Below are 21,741 nucleotides of genomic sequence, written 5' to 3' on the forward strand. Positions count from 1 at the left end.
CGCAGAAACTGGAACGATCCTTCGTCCGAAGGATCGTCACGCCGCCGCGGCCGTCTGGCGGATGCGGCCGACCATGGCGCGCAACCCGTTCGAGCGCTGCGCCGAAAGATGCTCGTCGAGCCCGAGGCGGGCGAGTTCGGCCTGCGCGTCTACCTGCCCGACCGCGCCGGTGGGCAGCCCCGCGTAGAGGGTGTGCAGCACCGCGATCAACCCGCGCACGATCCCCGCGTCGCTCTCGCCCGCGAAGTCGAAGCGCCCTCCCTCGATGCGCGGCACCAGCCACACCTGGCTCGCGCAGCCCTCGACCTTGGTCGCGGGCACCTTCAGCGCGTCGTCGAGAGGCGGGAAATCCCGGCCCATCTCGATCAGGTGGCGGTAGCGGTCCTCCCAGTCGTCGAGGAAGGCGAAGGTCTCGACGAGATCCTCGAAATCGTGTTGGGCCATGGGCAGTTTCCTTCAGCGGAGCCGCGGCGGGCGCGGCGGTTCGGGCGGCGCGGGCTGCGGCGGCGGGAGCGGTTCGAGGCGGATCGCGAGAGCGCCTGCGGGGAGCGCGGCGGGCGCGTCGAAGGTGACGTCGAGGGGCGCAGGCAGCGGCGGCAGAAAGGCCACGAGTTCGGCCACCGCCTTGGCGAGCGCGGGCCGGGCGGCCTCGGGCGTGCCCTTCAGGATCAGCAGATGCGCCCCCTCTGCCCCGACCAGCACCGCCTCCTCGACCAGCCCCGGCATGTCGGCGAGCCTTGCCCCCAAGGGTTCGGCGAGAGCAGCCACCACTGCGGCGTCGGGCGCCCTCAACGGACCAAGCCACGCCTCCTCGGCCGCAGGCGCCCCGGCAAGCGCTCCGGTCAGCCAGTCGAGCGTGCCTGCATCGAGCAGCATCGCCGAGGGCGCGTCGGGATTGACCAGCAGCCCCACTCCCGCCGCGGCCAGCCGCCGCGCCAGTTCGCGCCCCGGCAGCACCGCATAGGGCACTGGCCGTCCTAGCGCCGCGGCAAGCCGGGCCTCATCGTCGCAGGCGAGCGCGGCCTCCGCTCCGTCGCCCAGCGGAAGGCGCAGGAGAGAGATCGTCTCGCCCTCTGGCTCCTCCGCGAGCGCGACAAAAAGCTCCGTATCCGCCAGCCGCCGCAGGACCGCGGCGCGGGCGGCGTTGTCTGCCTCGTGGAACGGCGTCTTGCAGAGATCGTCGAGCGCGCTCACAGCACCTCCTCCAGCCGGGCGCGGATCGCGGGCACGACCTCGGCCTCGAACCACGGGTTGCGTTGCAGCCAGGCGGTATTGCGCCAGGAGGGATGCGGCAAGGGGAAGACGGCAGGCGCATGGTCGCGCCAGCGGGCGACGGTGGCGCGGACGCCGCCCGCCGTGGCCGCACGGCCCATGTGCCAAACCTGCGCATGGCCGCCGATCAGCAGCGTGACTTCGGGCGCAAGGGTCGCCATCACCTCCGTCCGCCAGGTCGCGGCGCAGAGGCGTGGCGGCGGCAGGTCGGAGCCGTGGCCGTCGTAGCCGGGAAAGCAGAAGGCCATCGGCACGACGGCGATGCGGCTGCGGTCGTAGAAGGTGGCCTCGTCCACCCCCATCCAGTCGCGCAAGCGCTCGCCCGAGCGGTCGGCGAAGGGCCGGCCCGCCTCATGCACCCGCAGCCCCGGCGCCTGTCCGACGACCAGCACCTTCGCCCCCGGCGCAAACCATGCCACCGGGCGCGGCGCATGCCGGGTCGCGGTCGCCGCGAAGCGGTCGGCGCAGAGGCGGCAGTCGGAGATGCGTCGGGCAAGCTCGGTCATCGCGGGGTTCAGATAGGGGCGCGAGGCGCCGCGGTCCACCACTCGCGCGGTTCCTTCGTGATCCCGGCGGGCGGTCACGATGCTGACAGATTTAGCCTTCCCGTTTACACCCGGCCCCTTCCGGGCCTATGTAGCGGCCGCGCAAGTCAAGATTTTGCGCAGCCCCCGCCGCCATAGCCGCAGCCCGTTTCCATGTCCCTGACGGTCCATCCCTCGAGCCTGAACCAGCCCCGCCCGGCAGGCGGGGTCTGACGCCATGATCGAGTTCGACAAGGTCTCGAAATCCTTCTGGACCGGAACGCAGCGCAAGGTGATCCTGGACCAGGCCTCGTTCCGGGTCGAGTTGGGCAACTCGCTGGGCATCCTCGCCCCGAACGGAACCGGCAAGACCACCCTCATCAACATGATGTGTGGGCTGGAAAAGCCGGACGAGGGCACGATCCGGCGCGAGGCGCGGGTGTCCTTCCCGCTGGGCTTCATGGGCGGCACGGTGCCGAAGCTCTCGGCCAACGAGAACGTGCGCTATATCGCCCGAATCTACGGCCTCGACCCCGACTATGTCGAAGCTTTCTGCCGCTGGCTCTGCGACATCGGCGAGTATTTCGACCGCCCCGTGGGCACCTACAGCCAGGGCATGCGCGCGCGGCTCAACTTCGCGCTGCTGCTGTCGCTGGAGTTCGACATCTACCTGATCGACGAGGGAATGCCCTCGACCACGGATGTCGAGTTCAACCGCAAGGCCGGCGGCGTGCTCTTCGAGCGGCTGAAGACCGCGACGGTGATCGTCGTCTCGCACCAGGCCAAGACGATCGAGAAGTTCTGCCGCAGCGCTGCGGTGCTGCGCAACGGCCGGCTCTACATGTTCGAGACCCTCGACGAGGCGCAGCAATATTATGACTACACAGCCTGAAGCCCGCCTCTTCCACCTGAGCCGCGAGGAATCGGTGCTCGCCAGGGTTCGCGACGGCGCCGGCGGGACTGCCCCCGCGGGTGAGGCCAAAGCGGCCGTGGCATCCGCAACGCCGCCAAAGCTGCGGCTCGAGGTGCGGCGCGGCGCACGCGCCGGCAAGCCGCAGGCGCCTGCGGCCGATGCCGCCGATCAGGACCACTCGCATCTCTTCGCGCCCGACGCGGATGACGATGGCTTCGCGGGCATGCGCTTTCCTGGCGCCGCCCCGGCGCAGGCCAGCGATGCGGCCGCTCCCGATGACGGCCTCGCGGCCGAGATCGAGGCGGTGAAGGCCGAGCGTCTCTCCCCGCGCCAGCTCCGGGTCGCCAACCGCATCGCCGTCTCGCAGGGGATCGCCGCGTCCAGCGACGAGGAAGCGGTGGCGCTGCTGCGGCGCCGGGGCATCGACCCGCTCGACAGCGCGGCACTGCGCCGCGTGGTGGCCGACGAGGGTCAGCGCGCCTCGGCCACCCCCTCAAGGCAGGCCCCTTCGGTCGTCGGCCGGGACGGCGCGCCGGGGAAACCCCGCCCGGTCGTGCCGCTGCCCGACACCATGCCCGCGCTGCCCTCGCGAGAGCAGCTGACCGAAGACCGCCGCGCGGCCGAGATCTTCCGCATCCAGCGCGACATCGCCCGCCGCCGCCGCCGCCGGATGTTCGCGCTTCTGGCCCGCCTCGCGGCCTTCGTGGCGCTGCCCACGATCCTCGCGGGCTGGTATTACTTCGCCGTGGCGACGCCGCTCTTTGCGACCGTCTCGGCCTTCCAGATCCAGAAGGCCGAGGCTGCCTCGCCGGCGGGCCTCGGCAGCCTCTTCGCCGGCACGCAGCTCGCCACCAACCCCGACAGCGTTGCGGTGCAGACCTATCTCGGCTCGCGCGAGGCGATGATGCGGCTCGACGAGGAGATCGGCTTCAAGCGGGTCTTCCAGGACCCCTCGATCGACCCCCTGCTGCGGCTGCCGCCCGATGCCACCAACGAGGACGCCTACGACGTCTACCGCAACTCGGTGAAGATCAGCTACGATCCGACCGAGGGCGTGATCGGCATGGAGGTGATCGCGCCCGACCCGCAGCTGAGCGAGCAATATTCGCTGGCGCTGCTGCGCTATGCCGAGGATCAGGTGGACCAGATGTCGGCCCGGCTGCGCTCCGACCAGATGGAAGGCGCGATCGAGAGCTACAGCGACGCCGAGGCGCGGGTCCAGGAAGCGCAGGTCCGCATTCAGGAGCTGCAACAGCGGCTGGGCGTGCTGGACCCGGTGGCCGAGGGCTCAGCCGCCATGGCGCAGATCGCGCAGCTGGAGACCGAGCTGACCGCCAAGCAGCTGGAGCTTGGCCAGTTGCAGGCGAACGCGCGCCCCAACCAGAGCCGGGTGGCCGGCGTCGAGGGCGACATCGCGCGCCTCGAGCGGATGATCGCCGAACGCCGCGGGGCGCTGACCGAAAGCTCGAGCGCGCGCAGTTCGCTCGCCACCGTCACCGGCGAGCTGCGGATCGCGGAGGGGGACCTGCTGACGCGCCAGCAACTGCTTGCCTCGGCCGCGGCGCAGATGGAGGCAGCGCGGATCGAGGCGAACAAGCAGGTGCGTTACCTCTCGCTCGCCGTGACGCCGGTGCCCCCCGACCAGCCGACTTATCCCAAGGCCGTGCAGAACACGGTCGTGGCCTTCCTGATCTTCGCGGGGATCTACCTCATGCTGTCGCTGACCGCCTCGATCCTGCGCGAGCAGGTGTCCACGTGACCGCGCCTCGCGAAGTCGCGATCGGCGACCTGCGCTGCGGCAACGCCCTGCCGCTCACGGTGATCGCCGGTCCCTGCCAGCTCGAGACGCTGGACCACGCGCTGATGATCGCCGAGGCGATGGCGGAGGCCTGCCGGGCCGCGGGCGCCGGCTACGTCTTCAAGGCGAGCTACGACAAGGCCAACCGCACCTCGCTCTCGGGGCGGCGCGGGGTCGGGGTGGAGGACGGTCTGGCCATGCTGGCCGCGGTCCGCGACCGGATCGGCTGCCCCGTGCTGACCGACATCCACGACGAGGCGCAGGCGGCGGCGGCGGCAGAGGTGGTGGATGTGATCCAGATCCCCGCCTTCCTGTCGCGCCAGACCGACCTGCTGCTGGCCGCGGGCCGCACCGGCGCGGTGGTGAATATCAAGAAGGGCCAGTTCCTCGCGCCCTGGGACATGCCCAACGTGGCGGCGAAGGTCGCCTCAACCGGCAACGAACGCATCCTGCTGACCGAACGCGGCGTGAGTTTCGGCTACAACACGCTGGTCACGGACATGCGCGCCCTGCCGATCATGGCCCGCACCGGCCGGCCGGTCATCATGGACGCGACCCACGCCGTCCAGCAGCCCGGCGGCCAGGGCGGCTCCTCCGGCGGCCAGCGCGAATTCGCCCCGGTGCTGGCCCGCGCGGCGGTGTCGCTCGGCGTCGCCGGGGTCTTCATCGAGACGCATGAGGCGCCCGACCAGGCGCCGTCTGATGGTCCGAACATGATCCCGCTCGACGCCATGCCGGCTCTGGTGACGAGCCTGCTGCGCTTCGACCGCCTCGCCAAGAGCGACCCCGTGGGGGTCTGACGGGGCACCGCTAAGGGGATCGGGCGGCGCTTTTTTCGCTTGCAGCCCCCTGCCGCCTTAGCTAAGCACCCCCGCACGGTTGGGGCGTGGCCAAGTGGTAAGGCATCGGTTTTTGGTACCGTGTACCGTAGGTTCGAATCCTACCGCCCCAGCCAATCTTCTTCCCTGATTTCGTCTCCCGCGAGCTTCGCGGTTTTCCCTGCGTGATTTCCGCGGCTTGTGCGCGCTCTCCCTGCCGAGAGACGCTCCCTGCTTCCCACATATCCGGCTTCCTACGACCCCGTCTCAGAGCGGGTTTTTCGTCGTGCGGTTTGTGCCGGCGTCGCTGTTACAGGGAATATACAAGAAAAATCCTAGAAAACGGCCGCATCCCCAGTCGCGGAGCGGTACTTCGCTGTGCACATTCAACTGGTTATGTGAAGAATTCCCTACGCACAGTAACAGGGAACCGCGCGCGCCGAACAGGGAAAGCGATCAACGGGAGCAGGGTAGCCGCAGGCCGGATCAGGGAGACCTCTCCAAGCCCTGTCAAGCATGCTCACCTCACGGGCGAGATGCCGGTTCGAGCGTATTGCGCAGCCCAGTCGGCCGGCATCTCGGGACGCGTGAGACGGTGCACCGTCAGCGCCTCCGGCTGGGTGCCGTCGAGGATCGCCTGCTGGATCGCGGGGGCCAGGAAGGCCAGCTGCAGATGGAGGCGGAGGCAGCCTTCGGAGACGCCGTCCGCTTTGGCGAGGCTGCGGATTTCGCGACCGCGGCGGATCTCTCCGAGCCAGCGACGCGTCCGGGTCAGATGCGCGACGAGCTGCGTGTCGGGCAAGTTCTGCGGAGAGCCGATCACGAGCCGCTGCTCGACGCCGCGGCGCCGCAGGGCAAGCGGCACGGACAGCAGCAGGGCGCTGGGCGCGAGCGCCTCCGGGCAGAGGCCGAAGAACGCTGCCCCTCTTTCGGGGCTGAGGACGAGGGTCGCAGCGTCGCGCTCCAGCTTCCCGCTCTCGATCAGCCCGACCCAGGCGCTCTCCGCCTGCGCTCCCCTGCCGGACAGCTCAAGCCGGCGGAGCAGATCATCGTGGCGGGCGAGATCCGGCAGCGTCAGCAGGTCGTGCTGATCGACACGGGTGCGGAGATGCGCCGCGTTGCCGGCGGCGAGCGCCTGTTCCAGTGCCCGGGCGGGAGCCGCCACGCTGAATTGTCGGCCTTTCCGGTCACCAGCCGGCTGGAGACGTAGTAGCGGTATCGCCGCGCGCCCTTCTGCGTGTGGGGTAGGCGTCAGGCGGTCACCGGTATCGTCGACCAGCCTGCCCGTCAGCGCGGCCCCGGGATCAGGCAGCGAGGCATCACCGCGCTTCCGGCCCGCGGCGTCGGTGAGCATTTTCTGAACACGCTGCCACTGCGCCTCGTCGATGATCGGCGGATGCTGTCCCTCGTTCTCGACACGGCCATGCCGGGTGGGGCCAATGTAGACGGGGTTGGTCAACAGGTAGTGCAGCTGCCCGCGGTCGAATGGCCGATCTCCCACCTCGCGGCCGTCACGGCCGCGCCGGGACTCGAGCGCAGATCGAGGTGGCGCACCTCGTCCTTGAGGGCCGAAAGATTTCCGCACTGCTCGTAAAGATCGAAGATCTGTCGCACGGTGCTTGCCTCGGCCTCGTTGACCACCAGCACCTGCTCGCGCGGGTCGGAATGGCAGTCGTAACCGAGCGGCAGCGTGCCGCCCATCCAGAGCCCGCGCTTCTTCGAGGCGGCGATCTTGTCGCCGATGCGCTCGCCGGCCTCGCGCTCGAACTGGGCGAAAGACAGCAACACGTTGAGGGTCAGCCTGCCCATGGAGATCGAGGTGTTGAAAGCCTGTTTAACCGAGACGAAGGAGCAGCCCGTGGCATCGAGGCGCTCGACCAGCTTGGCGAAGTCGGCGAGTGACCGGGTCAGCCGGTCGATCTTGTAAACCACGATCATGGAGATGCGGCCGGCATCGACCTCCGCCAGCAGCCGGTTGAGCCGGGCGTTCGGTGTTGCCGCCTCAGAAGCCACCATCATCATAGCGCTCCCGGACCGGCCGCCAGCCTTCGTGACGCTGACTGGCGATGTAGGCGGCACAGGCGTCGTACTGGGCGTCGAGCGAGTTGAAGCCCTGTTCCAACTCCTCCTCCGTCGACTTGCGAGTATAGTTCGCGCAACGGATGGCAGGCGGGCTCATCGCCCTGTACCCTTGCGGCCCTTGCCGCCCGTCCGAGTGCGGCCGCGCGGATCACCTGGTTTCAGCCGAAGAAGCGCGGCCCGGACCAGTGGGCGCCTGTGATTTCGCGGGCGATCGCCGAGAGCGAGTCCCAGTTCCGGCCGTCCCAGCGATATTTATCATCACCGATCTCGACGACATGGGTGGTGCCGTTCCACTCCCGCAGCAACCGGCCTCCGGGCTTCGGCGCCGCTGAGCGCACCCGCGGCTGACGCTCTATGCCGCGCGCGATCCCTCTGCCGCAACCCCGGCGGCCAGCCGCCGTCCTCCTGCAGCTGCAGCTCGAAGGCGAGGATGCGGCGCATGAACTGCTGGCTGATTGATGCCGGCGGCAGTTCGCCAATGCTCTCCCGCCATGATGCGCGGGGCGCGGCGCGGTCCAATGCCATGATGTGCTCAACACTCCTGCCCGCACCCGTCCGGTCGTCCATGGTCCTGCTCCGTTGTCCCCCGCGGTGATCCCGCCTCCGCTACCGAAGCAGGCCCGGGCTCGGTGAGACTGGGAAGTCGAGCGGATTTAGCGAAAGGTCGAGACCCGGGTAATGCGAGTAACCTTCCAGTGAAGTTATCAACCGGTTGCTCTATTTAAGTTATCTTCTTGACACATGACGATGCCGGCTTATCTGGCGGGCGCCGGTGTCAGGGATGGCGACGACCACGCTTCTTCTGGGGAGTTGCCTGCTGAGCAGGCGGCGGGGGGACCTCAGGGATGAACGGCCTCGCGGATCCTTCGGGTCCGTGGACGTCCCGTTCTGCGCGCCCCATCCGGTGATCCATTCGCTAACGGCCCTTACCGCACCGGGTTTCCCGACGGCCGGTTTGTCTTAGCTACGCGGCCATGGCCGGGGTTTGCATGGCGGCGTAGAAGTTCGCTTCGGCTTGGGCGGGCGGGATGCTCCCGATCGGCTCGAGAAGACGCGGTGGTTGAACCAGTCGACCCATTCGAGGGTGGCGTATTCGACGGCCTCAAGGCTGCGCGAGGGTCCACGTCGGTGGATCACCTCGGCTTTTGAACAGGCCGTTGATCGTCTCGGCCAGAGCGTTGTCGTAGCGGTTGCCGACGCTGCCGACCGACGGCTCGATCCCGGCCTCGGCCAGACGTTCCGTATAGCGGATCGACAGGTATTGCGAACCGCGGTCACGGTGATGGCCAGCCCCATCCCCTTGGCGGGGCGGCGCTCGTGGACCGCCTGCTCCAGGGCATCGAGAACGAAGCCGGCCTGCGCGGTCGAGCTGACCCGCCAGCCGACGATGCGTCGGGCATAGGCATCGATGGCGAAGGCGACATGGACGAAGCCCTTCCAGGTGGGGACACAGGTGAAGTCGCTGATTCAAAGCAGGTTCGCGCCGGCACCCGGAACTGGCGGTTCACCTTGTCGAGCGGACGAGGCGCCGATCTGTCGGGGACCGTCGTCCGCTGCGGCTTGCCCCGGATGATACCTCGAATGCCCATGTCCTTCATCAGCCTCGCCACCGTGCAACGGGCAATGTCGAAGCCCTCGCGGCCGAGCTGTCGCCAGACCTTGCGAACGCCGTGGATCCGCCAGTGGGGGCGCAAGGCCTCGTCCCGGCGCGCCCGAGCCGACAGCCGCGCCGGATCAGCCCGCTTCGCCAGGTGATCGTAACAGGTGGACGGGGCGATCGGCAGGATCGGCGGTCGAGCTCCGCCATCGCAAAATATGCTGACGCCTTGCGCAGGATCTCGTTGGCCTGGCGGAGTGTGTTTTGGCGTGCAATTTTGACCCCTTCAGGCGGGGTAATCGGCGCCCAATTTTGACCCCCCTGAGGTTGGGGCAGACCGTCCGTTGCGAGGCAGCGGACGGAGGGGGAGTTGAAGCGGGTGGATGCGATCGCGCGGGTGCGCCGGGCCTTTCACGTGCAGGGCTGGTCGATGAAGAGGATCGTCCGGGAACTGCACGTGTCGCGGAACACGGTGCGGAAGCTCCTACGCTCGGATGAGACGGACTTCAGCTACGAGCGCGAACGTCAGCGGCTCCCGCGGATCGGCCCCTGGCAGGAGCCGCTGGAGAAGATGCTGGCGGTCAACGAGACGAAGCCGGCGCGGGAGCGGCTGACGCTGATCCGGGTGTTCGAGGAGCTGCGGACGCTCGGCCACGAGGGCGGCTATGATGCCGTGCGACGGTTTGCGCGACCTGGTCAAAGACCCGCGGCGCGATGACCGCGGACGCCTATGTGCCGCTCTACTACGCCCCCGGCGAGGCCTGTCAGTTCGACTGGAGCCATGAGGTCGTGCTGATCTCCGGCGTGACAGCCACGGTGAAGGTCGCCCATGTCCGGCTCTGCCACAGCCGGATGATGTTCGTTCGAGCCTACATGCGCGAGAGCCATGAGATGGTCTTCGACGCACACGACCGGGCCTTCGCCTTCTTCCGCGGCACCTGCACGCGCGGCATCCACGACAACATGAAGACGGCGGTGGAGGCCGTGTTCACCGGCAAGGAGCGGCTCTACAACCGCCGCTTCCTTCAGATGTGCAGCCATTATCTGGTCCAGCCGCTGGCCTGCACCCCGGCCTCGGGGTGGGAGAAGGGGCAGGTCGAGAACCAGGTCGGGCTGGTTCGGGAACGGTTCTTCACGCCCCGCCTGCGGGTGAAGAGCCTCGACGAGCTGAACGCCTGACTGACCGACAGATGCGTGGCCAATGCCAAGGCGCATCGCCATCCCGAGAGAGCGCCCGGACCATCTGGGAGATGTTCGAGGCCGAGCGTCCGCATCTGGTTCGCTACGCCGGCCCGTTCGACGGCTTCCCAGCGTGCCCGCCTCGGTCTCGAAGACCTGCACGGTCCGGTTCGACAACAACAAATACTCGGTCCTGGCGACAGCGGTTGGCCGGCCGGTCGAGGTCCATGCCTATGTCGAGCGGATCGTGATCCGGCAGGACGGAGCCATCGTGGGCGAGCACCGGCGGGTCTTCGGGCCAAGACCGTCGGCGGCATGGCACAGACCGTCCATCGCGGCATCGAGCGGGTGCGCTCCCGCTTCATTCATGACAATGGCGGCCAACAATCTCGCCCGACTGCCCCGGCTGCTGGCACCGTGAAGTCGAAAGAGGCGGGCGGAACTGTTCACCCCTCGTCAGGACCTGTCTGGATACCCAAGCTTTCCATCGGCAGGCCGGGAAACCGTTCCCACGCCTCCACTAATTCAGCAGCCTGCTAAGGCTCCTCGATGGCGTCGTAGCAGCGGCGCGATCTCCGTCGAACGGGGCGCACAATCCGGTGACTGATTCCTCGAAGGCATTCGCTATCCTCGCGTGGTGTTGTCATGTGTGGACGGCTCCGGTGACGCAAGGGCGATTAAGGGGCTGAGATGATCGATGCGGGTACGGTCATGTGTCCGGCCTGTCGGCGCGGCACGCTGGCCGCTGGCCCTGATGATGTCCGCATGCCGGGCTCCCGATCAGAGGAGCGGACTCGAAGTCCGGACAACGCCCCGGGGTGTGCCTTGGCCGCGGCTACCGTTCGATCCTCATCCTGCCTCCGGTCCCTGCATCACACCGGCCGGGTTACCCCGACCGGATCGGGTGAGACCCTGAAATGAGCCTGATAGGTGCCGCCGCGCGCCATGAGGGCCCAGACGATGCGAGCGGTCTTGTTAGCGACGCCAACGGTGACGAGCCGCGCCGGCTTGCGGTCCAACAGGGCGCGCAGCCAGGGTGCCGTGTCGTTGCGAGTTGCACGGCGCACGACCGAGGTCGCGCCGACCACCAGCAGGTGCCTGAGATAGCCGTTGCCCATGCGCGAGATCGATCCCAGCCGTGGCTTGCCGCCCGTGGAGTTCTGGCGCGGCACCAGCCCCAGGAAGGCTGCGAGATCCCGGCCGGAGCGAAATGCCGCCGGGTTCTCGATGCTGGCAGAGAGCGCCGTGGCAGTCAGAATGCCGACACCCGGAATGGTTTCCAGCCGCTGGCTGGTCGGATCGGATCGATTCCAGGCGATCAGCTTGCGCTCGAGTGCCCGGATTCCCTTGCCAAGGCTTTCCAACTGGGCGGCGAATACCTGGAGGGTCGAGCGCAGCAACTCGGGCAGCCGGCTGACCTGCCCCCCGTAAGCTCCCTCGCCGTGATGTAGAGTCTGCCCGACCTGAAGGAGCAGACGAGATGAGGAAAAGCCGCTTCACCGATGCGCAGATCATCGGGATGATCAAGGAACAGGAAGCCGGGATGGCGACGGCGGAGGTGTGCCGCAGGCACGGGCTCAGCCCGGCGACGTTCTACAAGCTGAAGGCACGGTATGGCGGGATGGACGTGTCCGACACAAGACGCCTGAAGCAGCTCGAGGACGAGAATGCCAGGCTGAAGCGCCTGCTCGCGGAGGCCATGCTCGACAACGTCGCGCTGAAGGACCTCCTGGGAAAGAGCTGACGACGCCAATGGCGCGGCGGGATGCGGCGCTCCGGGCGATGCGGGATCATGACGTCTCGCAGCGCCGGGCCTGTGCCCTGGTTGGTGTCGATCCGAAGACGGCGCGGCGGGAGCGACCGCCCGACAACCCGGAAATCCGCAAGGAAATGGGCGAGATCGCCGAGAAGCGCCGCAGGTTCGGCTATCGCCGGATCGGCATCCTGCTCGAGCGCCAGGGCATGACCATGAACCACAAGAAGCTCTACCGTCTGTATCGCGAGGAAGGCCTGTCGGTCCGGCGCCGGCGTGGCCGCAAGCGCGCCCGCGGCACCCGATCGCCAATCCCAGAGGCCCTGCGCCCCAACCAGCGCTGGTCGATGGACTTCGTGTCGGACACGTTCGGGGCATCGCGCCGGTTCCGCATCCTGGCCGTGAACGACGATTGCTGCCGCGAGAACCTCGCCCTGATCGCCGATACCAGCCTCTCCGGCGCCCGGGTCGCGCGGGAACTGGACGCGCTGCTGCGGCTCTACGGCAAGCCCCAGACCATCGTCAGCGACAACGGAACCGAGTTCACCAGCAAGGCCATTTCTCAGATGGGCCAAGGACAACGACGTCGCCTGGCATTACATCGATCCCGGCAAGCCCCAGCAGAATGGCTTCATCGAAAGCTTCAACGGCAGCCTGCGCGACGAGTGCCTCAATGAGGAGATCTTCGACAGCCTGGCCGATGCGCGCCGCAAGCTGGCGCTGTGGCGCTACGACTACAACCATGTCAGGCCGCATTCCTCGCTCGGCGGAATGGCCCCGTCACAAGCGCGCCGGGCACTTGAGCAATCCGTGAGCTCCGCGCCCGGCGCGCTTGCCCAACCCGAAACCGACCAATACCAAGTCCAAGGACTCTCGTCATGATCGAGGGACGCCGGGGGGGCAGGTCAATGGTAGAAACAGACATGTGGGCGGCTCCCTCTGTTGGACGCTTCGACAGCAATCCAACCTTGGCACATCGCGATGCCGTCGGGGGAGCCGTCCACACCATCAGAGCAACCGGCCGTGCTACACTGAAGCCGTGGGTAGTGAGCGGGTGGGCGGCGGCCTGGAGGAAGCATTTCCCTCTCTGTACAATTCCTTATAATCCTTGAAAACCGGGCAGAGTGAAGGAAGCTAACACCATCTGATTCTGGCAACACCCTTTTATCGATCCTCAAAGACCCACCCTGACACATCCATGCCGTCGCGGGGCGATCCCATCATCAGAGCCTGATGAGGCGGTAAGCAGCGTTGTTCCCCTGATTCCGCGACTCGCCCGACGACCCGGGCCGGGCCCCACAGGCGGCCGGAGCAAGCCTTCGCAAACCGCCGCGGCTATGGGCCCGGCTCGATCACGCACTCGAGCTCGCCCGCCGTCACCGCTACAGCCTTGCGGAGCTCGGCTAGGACCAGGGCCGCGGCGGGCAGAAGTGGGCGGGCGGCGCGGCGCAGGACGCTGAGGTCGCGAAACATCGGCGGGAGGTGCAGGCCGACGGGCCGCAAGAGGCCCATCTGCTGCTCCTGCCGGAAGGCCATCGCGGGAAGGCCCGTGAGGAAGTCCGACGAGGCGACCGTCAGCTTCAGCGTGTTCATCGAATTGGCCGAGACGCTCGGCTGCGGCGGCTCGCAGCCCTCGGCGAGGAACATGCGGCGCAGTTCCAGCAGCAGCGCGTTGCCGCGCTCGGGCATGATCCAGGGCCAGGCGCTGAGGTCGGAAAGGCTACACTCCCCCCCGGCGGCGGGATGGCCGGGGCGGGCGATGATGAACATCTGCTCGCGCAGCAGGTCGCTGGCGGTGATCGTCTCGCTGGCTTGCGCCGGCAGCGCGCTCGCCACCGCGAAGTCGATATGGCCGTGCTCGAGGTCGGCCACGAGCTGACGGCTCGAGGCCTCGACGACGTGGATCTGGATGTCGGGCGCGCGCTGCAGCGCGGCGGCGAAAACCTTGGGGAGCAGATAGACCGAGGCGCTGGGCAGGATGCCGACCCGGGCCACCCCGCGCGCCGCGCCCCGCAGCAGGTTCAGGTCCTCGATGGTGCGGTTGGCGTCGGCTTGCAGGATGCGGGCATGCGGCAGGAAGGCCTCACCGAATGCGGTCAGATCCATGCCTTGCGTGTGGCGCACGAAGAGCGCGCCGCCGAGCCGTTCCTCGAGCCGCTTCAGCGAGCGGCTCAGCGCCGGCTGGCTCAGCGAGAGCGCTGCCGCGGCGCTGCCGAGGCTGCCCAGTTCGGCGACCTTCAGGAAGTAGGAAATCTCACGAAGACTGAGGTCCATGCGGAACCGCCATGACAGGGGGGGAAGCTTGCGGGGAGCGGCGCCGAGCAGCGTTCCCGTCGCCCTCGGCAAGAGGGTATTTTAAGCATGAAAGGGTCATGCACAAGATGTATGGGTTTCGTTCCACAAGGCATTGGCCGCGGCGCGCCTCCCCTGCCTAGGGTCGTCAATGCGGCCAAGTGACGCCGCGTCTTCGACGGAGTGGCTGGGCTTGCGTACGGCATACACGGGTTGCGACATCATCGACGGCACCGGCAAGCGGTTCCGCGGCTTCCTCACCGTCGAGGACGGCCGGATCGCCAGCATCGGCGAGGGCGAGCTGCCCGAAAGCACCGGCGCGGCCGAGCGGCGCGACCTGACCGGCAAGACCGTGCTGCCCGGCTTCATCGACTGCCACGTCCACCTCCGCAACGACGGCATCGCCGATCCCCGCGCGCAGGCGGCGGCCGACACCGACGCCGTGGCGACCCTGCGCTCGGCCCGCAACGCCCGGCGCACGCTCGAGGCGGGAATCACCACGATTCGCGACTGCGGCTCGCGCGGGGGGATCGACTTCTCGCTGCGCGCGGCCGCGGCACAGGGGCTCTGCGAGACGCCGCGGATGATGCTGAGCGGGCTGATGATCTGCATGACCGGCGGCCACGGCTATACGCTGGGCGTCGAGGCGGACGGTCCCGACGCGCTGCGCCGCGCGGCGCGGGCGCAGATCAAGGCGGGCGCCGATAACGTGAAGCTGATCGCCTCGGGCGGCATCCTCTCGCCCGGCTCCGAGATCGGCGCGCCGCAGTTCACCGTCGAGGAGATGACGGCGGCCGTCGAGGAGGCCCATGCCGCCGGCAAGACCGCCTGCGCCCATGCCCACGGGACGCGGGCGATCAAGAACGCGGTGCGCGCCGGCGTCGACTCGGTCGAGCATGGCTACCTGATCGACGACGAGGGCATCGAGCTGATGATCGAGCGCGGCACCTATCTGGTGGCGACCTCCTCGGCGGTCCGCAACGTGGTGCGCCACGGCACCGCCGCCGGCATCCGGCCGCATGTGGTGGCCAAGGCCGAAGCCGCGATCGAGCAGCATGTCGAGGGCTTCAAGCGCGCGTACAAGGCGGGCGTGCGGATGGCGATGGGCACCGACTCGGGCGTGCCCTTCACCGACCACGGAAACAACCTCGACGAACTGGTCTATCTGGTCGAGATGGGCGTGCCGCCGATGGAGGCGATCACGATCGCCACGCTGAACAGCGCCTGCCTGCTGAAGATGGACGACCGCATCGGCAGCCTCGAAGCCGGCAAGCGCGCGGATTTCGTCGTCGTGGACGGCGATCCGGTGGCGGACATCGCGATCCTGCAGGACCGCAGCCGCATCCTCGAGGTGGTCCTCGACGGCAGGACGATGGTCAGCCGCCAGGCGGCCTGAACAGACAGTTGCAACGGAGAGTGGACGACATGGACAAGGCTGAAAAGATCTGGATCGACGGCGAGATCGTTCCGTGGGACGCGGCCCAGGTCCATCTGGTCAGCAACACGCTGCATTACGGCTTCGGCGTGTTCGAGGGCATCCGCGCCTACAAGACCGACCGCGGCCCGGCCGTGTTCCGCCTGCGCGAGCATTTGGTGCGGCTGAAGAACTCGGCCCGCATCCTCGGCTTCGAGATCCCGCAGTCGGTCGAGGAAATGACCGAGGCCACCTGCGACATCATCCGCGCCAACGGCTTCGAGCAGTGCTACATCCGCCCGCTGGCCTTCCTCGGCGAGGGCGGCATGGGGCTCTCCTACGAGGAAGCGCCCGTCCGGCTGCTGATCGCGACCTGGTTCTGGGGCGAATATGTCGGCCAGGGCACGCTGGAGAACGGCAGCCGGGTCCGCGTCTCGACCTACAACCGCCACCACATCAACACCAACATGGCCAAGGCCAAGGCCTGCGGCAACTACATGCTGTTCCAGATGGCGCGCACCGAGGCCAAGCGCGACGGCTATGACGAGGCGCTGCTGCTGGACACCGACGGCCATGTGGCCGAGGGCTCGGTCGAGCACATCTTCCTCGTGCGCGACGGCAGGCTGGTCACGCCGCCGCTGACGCATCTGCTGGAAGGCATCACCCGCGACACCGTCATCATTCTCGCCCGCGAGATGGGGCTGGAGGTCCGCGAGGAGCTGTTCTCGCGCGATCACGTCCTGACCAGCGACGAGGCCTTCTTCGTCGGCACCGGGGCCGAGGTGACGCCGGTGGTCGAGGTTGACCGCCGCAAGATCGGCGACGGCAAGCGCGGGCCGGTCACGAAGAAGATCCAGGACGCCTATTTCGATCTGGTCTACGGCCGCAGCGACACCCATCCCGAGTGGCTGACCTATGTCGAGGACGTGACCAATGCCGCCGCCGCTGCCGCCGAGTGAACATCAGGGCCGCGTCGCCCGCGCCCGCGCCCTCATGCGCGAGCGCGGGATCGACGGGCTGATCGTCACCGACCCGGGCCATTACGCCTATTTCACCGGCCACAAGGTTCCCGGCTGGCAGAAGTCGCGCCCGGCGATCCTGGTGCTGCCGCTCGACGGCGCGCCCGCGCTCATCACCTGGTCGGGGCCGGACATGTTCCGGCGCCTCTACAACGGCCCGCCGCTGTCCTGGATCGAGGATCAGCGCATCTACCCGGAGGTGCCGCTCAACACCGATCCGCAGGCGGACTGGGGCGTGGCCGGGATCGTGCGCGAGCGCGGGCTGGACGGCGCCACGCTGGGGATCGAGTTGGGCCGCGAGACCTGGCTCGGCATCCCGCAGACCGACTGGGATCTGCTGCGCTCGCAGCTGCCGGGGGTTCGCTGGGTTGATTCCGGCCCGGTCCTCTGGGCCTGCCGGATGGTCAAGTCGGAATGGGAGATCGACTGCATGAAGGAGGCCTGCGCCGTTGGCGGCCGGGCCTGGGGGCGGGTGTTCGAGGACCTGCGCCCCGGCGTCTCGATCCCCGAGGTGCAGCGCAAGGTGCTGAGCTACTACGCCGAGGAAGGCGCCGACCTGAACTCGGAGCCGCCGATGGTCTTCGGCGCGACCGGGCCGGGGCGGACCTTCCGGGCGGGCGACGTCCTCTACATGGACGGCGGCTGCTCGGTCGCCGGCTACAGGATGGACATCACCCGCCGCGCGGTGTTCGGCAAGCCCTCCGCCCGGCAGAAGGCCGAGCATGACGGCATGTGGGCGCTGCTCGAGGAGATCATCGAGCGGATGACCGTGGGCACGCCCGTCCGCGACCTGTTCGAGTTCTCGCAGACCCGCCTCGCCGCGCGGCCCGAGTGGCGCAACTACTCGGACCACCCCTCGAAGCGCATCGGCCACGGCATCGGGCTCGAGAACGAGCCGCCCTCAATCTCCGGCACCGACATGACGGTGCTGGCGGAGGGCATGGTGCTGACGCCCGAGCCGAAGATCGAGAGCGAGGACGGCCTCGTGAACCCCGAGGAGCAGGTGGTGATCCGCGCCTCGGGGCCAGAGGTGATCTCGCCCTATCCCGACCCGCGACTGTTCGAGGTGCACTGAATGGACATGCAGAACCGCGCCACCCTCCGGCTCCTCAGCGAGGCCGACATCCGCGGCCTGGACTTCTCGCTCGGCGACGCGCTGCGGCTGACCGAGCAGGCCTATCGCGAGGATGCCGCGGGCGCGGTCGAGGTGCCGACCAAGATCGGCGTCCACCCTCATCACCCCGGCAGCTTCCTGCACGCGATGCCCGCCTGGGCGGGTGACAGCCGCGCGCTCGGGATGAAATGGGTCTCCTACTTCCCCGGCAACTTCGACCGCGGGCTGGAGGATTCGACCGGCATCATCATCCTCAACGATCCCGAGCACGGCCACCCGGTCTGCATCATGGAGGGGATGCACGTCACCTTCCTGCGCACCGCCGCCTGCGCGGCCGTCGCCGTGCGGGCGCTGATCGCGCGCGAGCCGGAGGTGCTGATGCTGGTCGGCTGCGGCGGCTTGGGCCGCTGGTCGCTGCGGGTGATGACCGCCGCCTTCCCGTCGATCCGCCGCATCCTCGTCAGCTCGAAACGGCGCGAGACGCGCGAGCGCTTCTCGGCCGAGATGGCGGCCGAGGGGCCGTGGGAGATCGTGCCGGTGGACGACATCGCTGCGGCGGGCGCCGAGGCCGACATCGTCGTGTCTTCGGTCCCGCCGAGCCAGGAGCGGCCGGTGACGCTCGACGCGCTCAAGCCGGGCAGCTTCTACGTGCCGCTCGACCTGATGAACGCCTGGGCCGATGAGGTGCCGGGCGCGATGGACCGAATCGTCGCGGACAACCCGGCGCATCTAACCGACCTCATGGGCCGGGCCCGTCCAGGCGCGTCGCTTCCGCGCCCGGTCGAGTGGGTCCAGCAACTCGTCGCCGAGGGCGGCCCGAAGGCCGGCCCGGACGAGCGCACCTTCGTCGGCGTCTGCGGCATCGCCAGCACCGACGTCGTGATCGGCTGGGAAATCTTCCGCCGCGCCGCCGCCGCGGACAAGGGAACGCTGTTTGCCATGACCTGAACAGACCGGGCGAGGAGGCCCGGCGGACAGGTTTCACACGGGGAGAAGACTGCACATGAACGCACTGACCAAGACGCTTGCCGCGGCCGCGATGCTGCTCGGCAGCACTGCCATCGCGCAGGCCCAGGAGGTCGTCCTGAAGGCCGTGACCTACGTCCACCCGACCAAGGTCGAGGACGCCGTGGCCATCTTCAACGCCTGGATCGACCGCGTGAACGAGAAGGCCGAGGGCCGGATGAAGATCGAGGTGATCGGCGGGCCGGAGGTGTTCCCGGTCAACGATCAGGTCAAGGCCGTGAGCCGCGGTCTCGCCGACATCACCCTGACCTTCACGTCGCACGCGCCGATGGTGCCCGAGATCAACAGCATCGGCGTCTCGCAGATCACGCCCGCCGAGGAGCGCGAGAACGGCTACCTGCAGCTGCTCGACGAGGCCCACAACAAGATCGGCATCAAGGTCATCGGCCGCACCGCGACCGATTCGGGCTTCTACATCTTCTCCAAGGAGCCGATCGACAGCCTGTCGGACTTCCAGAACGTGAAGATCCGCTCGCATTCGGGCTATGACGACTTCTTCCGCGCGCTCGGCGCCAACCCGATCGGCATGGCCATTTCGGAAATCTACGGCGGACTCGAGCGCAGCGTCGTCACCGCGGCGCCGTATAACATGTTCGTCTATGACCTCGGCATCCACGAGGTCGTGAAATACGCGCTCGCCGACTCCTTCTGGCCGTCGCACACCACCGTCACGCTGATGAACCTGAAGAAGTTCGAGGGTCTCGACCCCGAGCTGCAGCAGATCCTGATCGACTCGCAGATCGAGATCGAGGCCGAGATGGAGCAGATCGGCGGCGAGATGATCGCGGCCGAGCGCAAGCGGCTGGAGGAGGCGGGCATGACCTTCACCAACCTGCCGCCCGAGGAGGCGGTGGAGTTCCGCCGGCTCGCGGCCGAAAGCCGCTTCGACGTCCTCGAAGAGGAGATCGGGCCTGAGCGCACCGCCCAGATCCGTGAACTCATCACCCGCGACTGACGCCCGCCGCGGCGTCCACGACAAGGAAGGGAGGTTCCTGTCATGTCCAACACGACCATACAGGTGATGGGGGACAGGAGCGTCCCGCAACGAGAGGAGGAAAGCCGGATGAGCATGGGCGAGCGTCTCGGTCGGGCCTTCGACCGCCTGCTCGACTGGCTCGCGCTCGCGTGCTGCGGGCTGGTCATGTTCCAGGTGATCAGCGTCAGCGCCGAGGTGCTCATCCGGCAGTTTTTCGGCTTCTCCTACGGCTGGGTCACGTCGCTGAACGAGTGGAGCCTCGTGCTGATGACCTTCGCCGGCACCGCCTGGCTGCAGCGCGAGGGCGGCCATACCAGCGACGACTCGATCGTGGGCCTGTTCCCGGTCCCGGTCCAGACCTTCGCCCATTACGTCGGCTGGCTGCTGGCGATCGCCACTTGCCTCGTGCTCACCTGGTACGGCGCCAAGCTGACCTGGGAGAACTATGTCGATGGCACCTACGACTTCTTCAAGCTGCGCGAGGTGCCGGTGTTCTACATCTACGCCGCAATCCCCTTTGGCAGCTTCCTCTGGCTGATCCAGATCCTGCGCGGCATCCGTCGCGAGCTCATCGAGGGACGCACCCCTCAAGAGCAAACCCTTTCGGACATGTGAGGCGCAGCCGATGGAATGGTACATCTCCCTCCTGCTGCTCATGGGGACGTTCTTCACGCTCATCCTCATGGGCATCCCGGTGGTCTTCGCCTTCTTCGGGGTGAACATCATCTTCGGCGCCTATTTCATGGGCACCGCCGGCTTCGAGCTGCTGATCGACGGCGTCTATGGCAGCCTCTCGGTCTTCGTGCTGCTGCCGATCACGCTCTTCATCCTCATGGGCGAAGTGCTGTTCCGAACCGGCATCGCCATGAAGATGATCAACACGCTCGACAGCTGGATGGGCGCGATTCCGGGGCGACTGTCGCTGCTCTCGGTCGGCTCGGGAACGCTGATGGCGACGCTCTCGGGCGCCTCGATCGGGACCACGGCGATGCTGGTCCGCACCCTGACCCCGGCGATGGAGGCGCGCGGCTACAGCAAGAACCTCGCCATCGGCCCGCTTCTGGGCAGCGGCGGCCTCGCCATCATGATCCCGCCGAGCGCGCTGGGCGTGATCCTCGCCGTCGTCGCCTCGGTCTCGGTCGGCAAGCTGCTGATCGCGATCATCATCCCCGGCATCCTGCTGGCGCTGTCCTACGTCGTCTACATCTTCGTCGCCTGCTGGCTCGATCCCAACGCCGCCCCCGCCTATGACGAGGCGCCAGTGCCCATGCGCGAGCGGCTGGTCAACACGGCGATCTACATCCTGCCGCTGTCGATCATCGTGTTCCTGGTGATCGGCGTCGTGTTCCTGGGCGTCGCCACCCCGACCGAGGCGGCCGCGCTCGGCACGGCGGGCTCGTTCGTCCTCGCGGCCTGCTACCGGCAGCTGAGCTGGGCGGTGACGATCGACGCGCTGATGTCGACCCTCCGCATCTCCATCATGGTGCTGGCGATCATGGCGGCCTCGACGGCCTTCACCCAGATCCTCGCCTATAGCGGCGCCTCGCAGCAGCTGGTCACCTGGGCCGCCTCGCTGCCGATCCCGCCGATCTGGGTGATCGTGATGATGCACCTCATCACCCTGATCCTCGGCGGCCCGATCGGGGGCATCCCGCTGATCATGATGACCATCCCGGTCTTCATCCCGGTCGTGGTGGCGCTAGGCTACGATCCGATCTGGTTCTGCGTGGCGATGCTGGTCAACGTCGAGCTGGCGCAGATCACGCCCCCCTTCGGCGTGCTGCTCTACGTCACCCGCGGCATCCTGAAGGACACCAGCATGGCGGTCATCGCCCGCGCGGCAGTGCCGATCATCGTCTGCAACCTGATCGTCATGGGCCTGCTGGTGGCCTTCCCGGCGCTGTCGATGTGGCTGCCGTCGCTGATGATGGAATGACCCTCGGGCCGGGCGCCCGCCGCCCGGC

At 68.0% G+C, this 21,741-nt stretch carries 17 protein-coding genes, 1 tRNA gene and 5 pseudogenes; 14 read left to right on the forward strand and 9 right to left on the reverse strand.

Annotation, left to right across the window (positions count from 1 at the left end):
- Nucleotides 1-36: 36 nt before the first annotated feature.
- From GI374_RS16560 to GI374_RS16570, 3 genes are read right to left on the reverse strand one after another with little or no spacing between them, the layout of a single operon-like run.
- Nucleotides 37-444 carry a SufE family protein gene (locus GI374_RS16560; RefSeq protein WP_154338155.1) on the reverse strand — a complete coding sequence of 136 codons (408 nt, stop codon included), beginning with the start codon at nt 442-444 and terminating at the stop codon, nt 37-39.
- Between the two features lie 12 nt (nt 445-456).
- A complete protein-coding gene (locus GI374_RS16565) occupies nt 457-1,194 on the reverse strand; it encodes an SseB family protein (protein WP_370515424.1) in 738 nt (245 codons plus the stop codon).
- Nucleotides 1,191-1,778, reverse strand: coding sequence for a uracil-DNA glycosylase family protein (locus GI374_RS16570; RefSeq protein WP_154338174.1), 588 nt, complete (start codon nt 1,776-1,778; stop codon nt 1,191-1,193). Before GI374_RS16570 ends, GI374_RS16565 begins: the two co-directional genes overlap by 4 nt.
- Before the next feature lie 256 nt (nt 1,779-2,034).
- On the opposite strand from GI374_RS16570, the gene GI374_RS16575 reads away from it, so the two are divergent.
- From GI374_RS16575 to GI374_RS16590, 4 genes are all read left to right on the forward strand, one after another.
- Nucleotides 2,035-2,688, forward strand: a complete 654-nt coding sequence (locus tag GI374_RS16575) for an ABC transporter ATP-binding protein (protein WP_154338156.1) — start codon at nt 2,035-2,037, stop codon at nt 2,686-2,688.
- 97 nt (nt 2,689-2,785) lie between these two features.
- Nucleotides 2,786-4,468: a capsule biosynthesis protein gene (locus GI374_RS16580; RefSeq protein WP_370515425.1), complete on the forward strand. Its 1,683-nt coding sequence runs from the start codon at nt 2,786-2,788 to the stop codon at nt 4,466-4,468.
- Complete coding sequence (gene kdsA / locus GI374_RS16585; RefSeq protein WP_370515426.1) at nt 4,465-5,307, forward strand: 3-deoxy-8-phosphooctulonate synthase; 843 nt, start codon at nt 4,465-4,467, stop codon at nt 5,305-5,307. Before GI374_RS16580 ends, kdsA begins: the two co-directional genes overlap by 4 nt.
- A gap of 80 nt (nt 5,308-5,387) precedes the next feature.
- Nucleotides 5,388-5,462: transfer RNA gene (locus GI374_RS16590), tRNA-Gln, on the forward strand.
- 383 nt (nt 5,463-5,845) lie between these two features.
- Here the strand turns inward: GI374_RS16590 and GI374_RS19415 are convergent.
- From GI374_RS19415 to GI374_RS16610, 4 genes and pseudogenes are all read right to left on the reverse strand, one after another.
- Nucleotides 5,846-6,784: a recombinase family protein gene (locus tag GI374_RS19415; RefSeq protein ID WP_229583440.1), complete on the reverse strand. Its 939-nt coding sequence runs from the start codon at nt 6,782-6,784 to the stop codon at nt 5,846-5,848.
- On the reverse strand, nt 6,781-7,344 hold the full coding sequence (locus tag GI374_RS19420; protein WP_229583442.1) for a recombinase family protein: 564 nt from the start codon (nt 7,342-7,344) through the stop codon (nt 6,781-6,783). The genes GI374_RS19415 and GI374_RS19420 overlap by 4 nt, the downstream gene beginning before the upstream one ends.
- Nucleotides 7,345-7,565: 221 nt before the next feature.
- A complete protein-coding gene (locus GI374_RS19425) occupies nt 7,566-7,712 on the reverse strand; it encodes a DUF2924 domain-containing protein (RefSeq protein WP_229583444.1) in 147 nt (48 codons plus the stop codon).
- 659 nt (nt 7,713-8,371) lie between these two features.
- Nucleotides 8,372-9,280 (reverse strand): annotated as a pseudogene (locus GI374_RS16610) (IS3 family transposase); the annotation flags it as partial.
- A gap of 94 nt (nt 9,281-9,374) precedes the next feature.
- Here GI374_RS16610 and istA point away from each other — a divergent pair.
- Together istA and GI374_RS16620 are read left to right on the forward strand one after the other, a co-directional pair.
- A pseudogene (gene istA / locus GI374_RS16615) lies at nt 9,375-10,523 on the forward strand (IS21 family transposase); the annotation flags it as partial.
- Nucleotides 10,481-10,604 (forward strand): annotated as a pseudogene (locus GI374_RS16620) (IS5/IS1182 family transposase); the annotation flags it as partial. The pseudogenes istA and GI374_RS16620, both read left to right, overlap by 43 nt.
- Before the next feature lie 451 nt (nt 10,605-11,055).
- Here GI374_RS16620 and GI374_RS16625 read toward each other — a convergent pair.
- Nucleotides 11,056-11,598 (reverse strand): annotated as a pseudogene (locus tag GI374_RS16625) (IS110 family transposase); the annotation flags it as partial.
- Nucleotides 11,599-11,663: 65 nt separating this feature from the next.
- Between GI374_RS16625 and GI374_RS16630 the strand changes: the two are divergent.
- Nucleotides 11,664-12,818, forward strand: a pseudogene (locus tag GI374_RS16630) (IS3 family transposase).
- 453 nt (nt 12,819-13,271) lie between these two features.
- Here the strand turns inward: GI374_RS16630 and GI374_RS16635 are convergent.
- Complete coding sequence (locus GI374_RS16635; RefSeq protein ID WP_154338160.1) at nt 13,272-14,210, reverse strand: LysR family transcriptional regulator; 939 nt, start codon at nt 14,208-14,210, stop codon at nt 13,272-13,274.
- A 211-nt stretch (nt 14,211-14,421) separates the two neighbouring features.
- On the opposite strand from GI374_RS16635, the gene GI374_RS16640 reads away from it, so the two are divergent.
- From GI374_RS16640 to GI374_RS16670, 7 genes are read left to right on the forward strand one after another with little or no spacing between them, the layout of a single operon-like run.
- A complete protein-coding gene (locus GI374_RS16640) occupies nt 14,422-15,624 on the forward strand; it encodes an amidohydrolase family protein (protein ID WP_195759967.1) in 1,203 nt (400 codons plus the stop codon).
- Nucleotides 15,625-15,653: 29 nt separating this feature from the next.
- Nucleotides 15,654-16,601 (forward strand): branched-chain amino acid transaminase, encoded by a 948-nt coding sequence (locus tag GI374_RS16645; protein ID WP_154338162.1) that lies wholly within the window; start codon nt 15,654-15,656, stop codon nt 16,599-16,601.
- A complete protein-coding gene (locus tag GI374_RS16650) occupies nt 16,576-17,736 on the forward strand; it encodes a Xaa-Pro peptidase family protein (RefSeq protein ID WP_154338163.1) in 1,161 nt (386 codons plus the stop codon). Before GI374_RS16645 ends, GI374_RS16650 begins: the two co-directional genes overlap by 26 nt.
- On the forward strand, nt 17,737-18,723 hold the full coding sequence (locus GI374_RS16655; RefSeq protein WP_154338164.1) for an ornithine cyclodeaminase family protein: 987 nt from the start codon (nt 17,737-17,739) through the stop codon (nt 18,721-18,723).
- A 55-nt stretch (nt 18,724-18,778) separates the two neighbouring features.
- A complete protein-coding gene (dctP, locus tag GI374_RS16660) occupies nt 18,779-19,756 on the forward strand; it encodes a TRAP transporter substrate-binding protein DctP (protein ID WP_154338165.1) in 978 nt (325 codons plus the stop codon).
- A gap of 42 nt (nt 19,757-19,798) precedes the next feature.
- On the forward strand, nt 19,799-20,392 hold the full coding sequence (locus GI374_RS16665; protein WP_154338166.1) for a TRAP transporter small permease: 594 nt from the start codon (nt 19,799-19,801) through the stop codon (nt 20,390-20,392).
- Nucleotides 20,393-20,402: 10 nt separating this feature from the next.
- Entirely contained in the window at nt 20,403-21,713 is a 1,311-nt protein-coding gene (locus GI374_RS16670; RefSeq protein WP_154338167.1) for a TRAP transporter large permease subunit, read from the forward strand.
- Nucleotides 21,714-21,741 lie beyond the last annotated feature (28 nt).

This window comes from Paracoccus sp. S-4012 (genome assembly GCF_009674885.1).
Classification (GTDB): domain Bacteria; phylum Pseudomonadota; class Alphaproteobacteria; order Rhodobacterales; family Rhodobacteraceae; genus Paracoccus.

What these genes read in the sequence shown, in the direction of transcription:
- GI374_RS16560 (WP_154338155.1), bottom strand. Translation starts at nt 444, where the DNA reads ATGGCCCAACACGATTTCGAGGATCTCGTCGAGACCTTCGCCTTCCTC.
- GI374_RS16570 (WP_154338174.1), bottom strand. Translation starts at nt 1,778, where the DNA reads ATGACCGAGCTTGCCCGACGCATCTCCGACTGCCGCCTCTGCGCCGAC.
- GI374_RS16575 (WP_154338156.1), top strand. Translation starts at nt 2,035, where the DNA reads ATGATCGAGTTCGACAAGGTCTCGAAATCCTTCTGGACCGGAACGCAG.
- GI374_RS19420 (WP_229583442.1), bottom strand. Translation starts at nt 7,344, where the DNA reads ATGATGGTGGCTTCTGAGGCGGCAACACCGAACGCCCGGCTCAACCGG.
- GI374_RS16635 (WP_154338160.1), bottom strand. Translation starts at nt 14,210, where the DNA reads ATGGACCTCAGTCTTCGTGAGATTTCCTACTTCCTGAAGGTCGCCGAA.
- GI374_RS16645 (WP_154338162.1), top strand. Translation starts at nt 15,654, where the DNA reads ATGGACAAGGCTGAAAAGATCTGGATCGACGGCGAGATCGTTCCGTGG.
- GI374_RS16650 (WP_154338163.1), top strand. Translation starts at nt 16,576, where the DNA reads ATGCCGCCGCCGCTGCCGCCGAGTGAACATCAGGGCCGCGTCGCCCGC.
- GI374_RS16655 (WP_154338164.1), top strand. Translation starts at nt 17,737, where the DNA reads ATGGACATGCAGAACCGCGCCACCCTCCGGCTCCTCAGCGAGGCCGAC.
- dctP (WP_154338165.1), top strand. Translation starts at nt 18,779, where the DNA reads ATGAACGCACTGACCAAGACGCTTGCCGCGGCCGCGATGCTGCTCGGC.
- GI374_RS16665 (WP_154338166.1), top strand. Translation starts at nt 19,799, where the DNA reads ATGTCCAACACGACCATACAGGTGATGGGGGACAGGAGCGTCCCGCAA.
- GI374_RS16670 (WP_154338167.1), top strand. Translation starts at nt 20,403, where the DNA reads ATGGAATGGTACATCTCCCTCCTGCTGCTCATGGGGACGTTCTTCACG.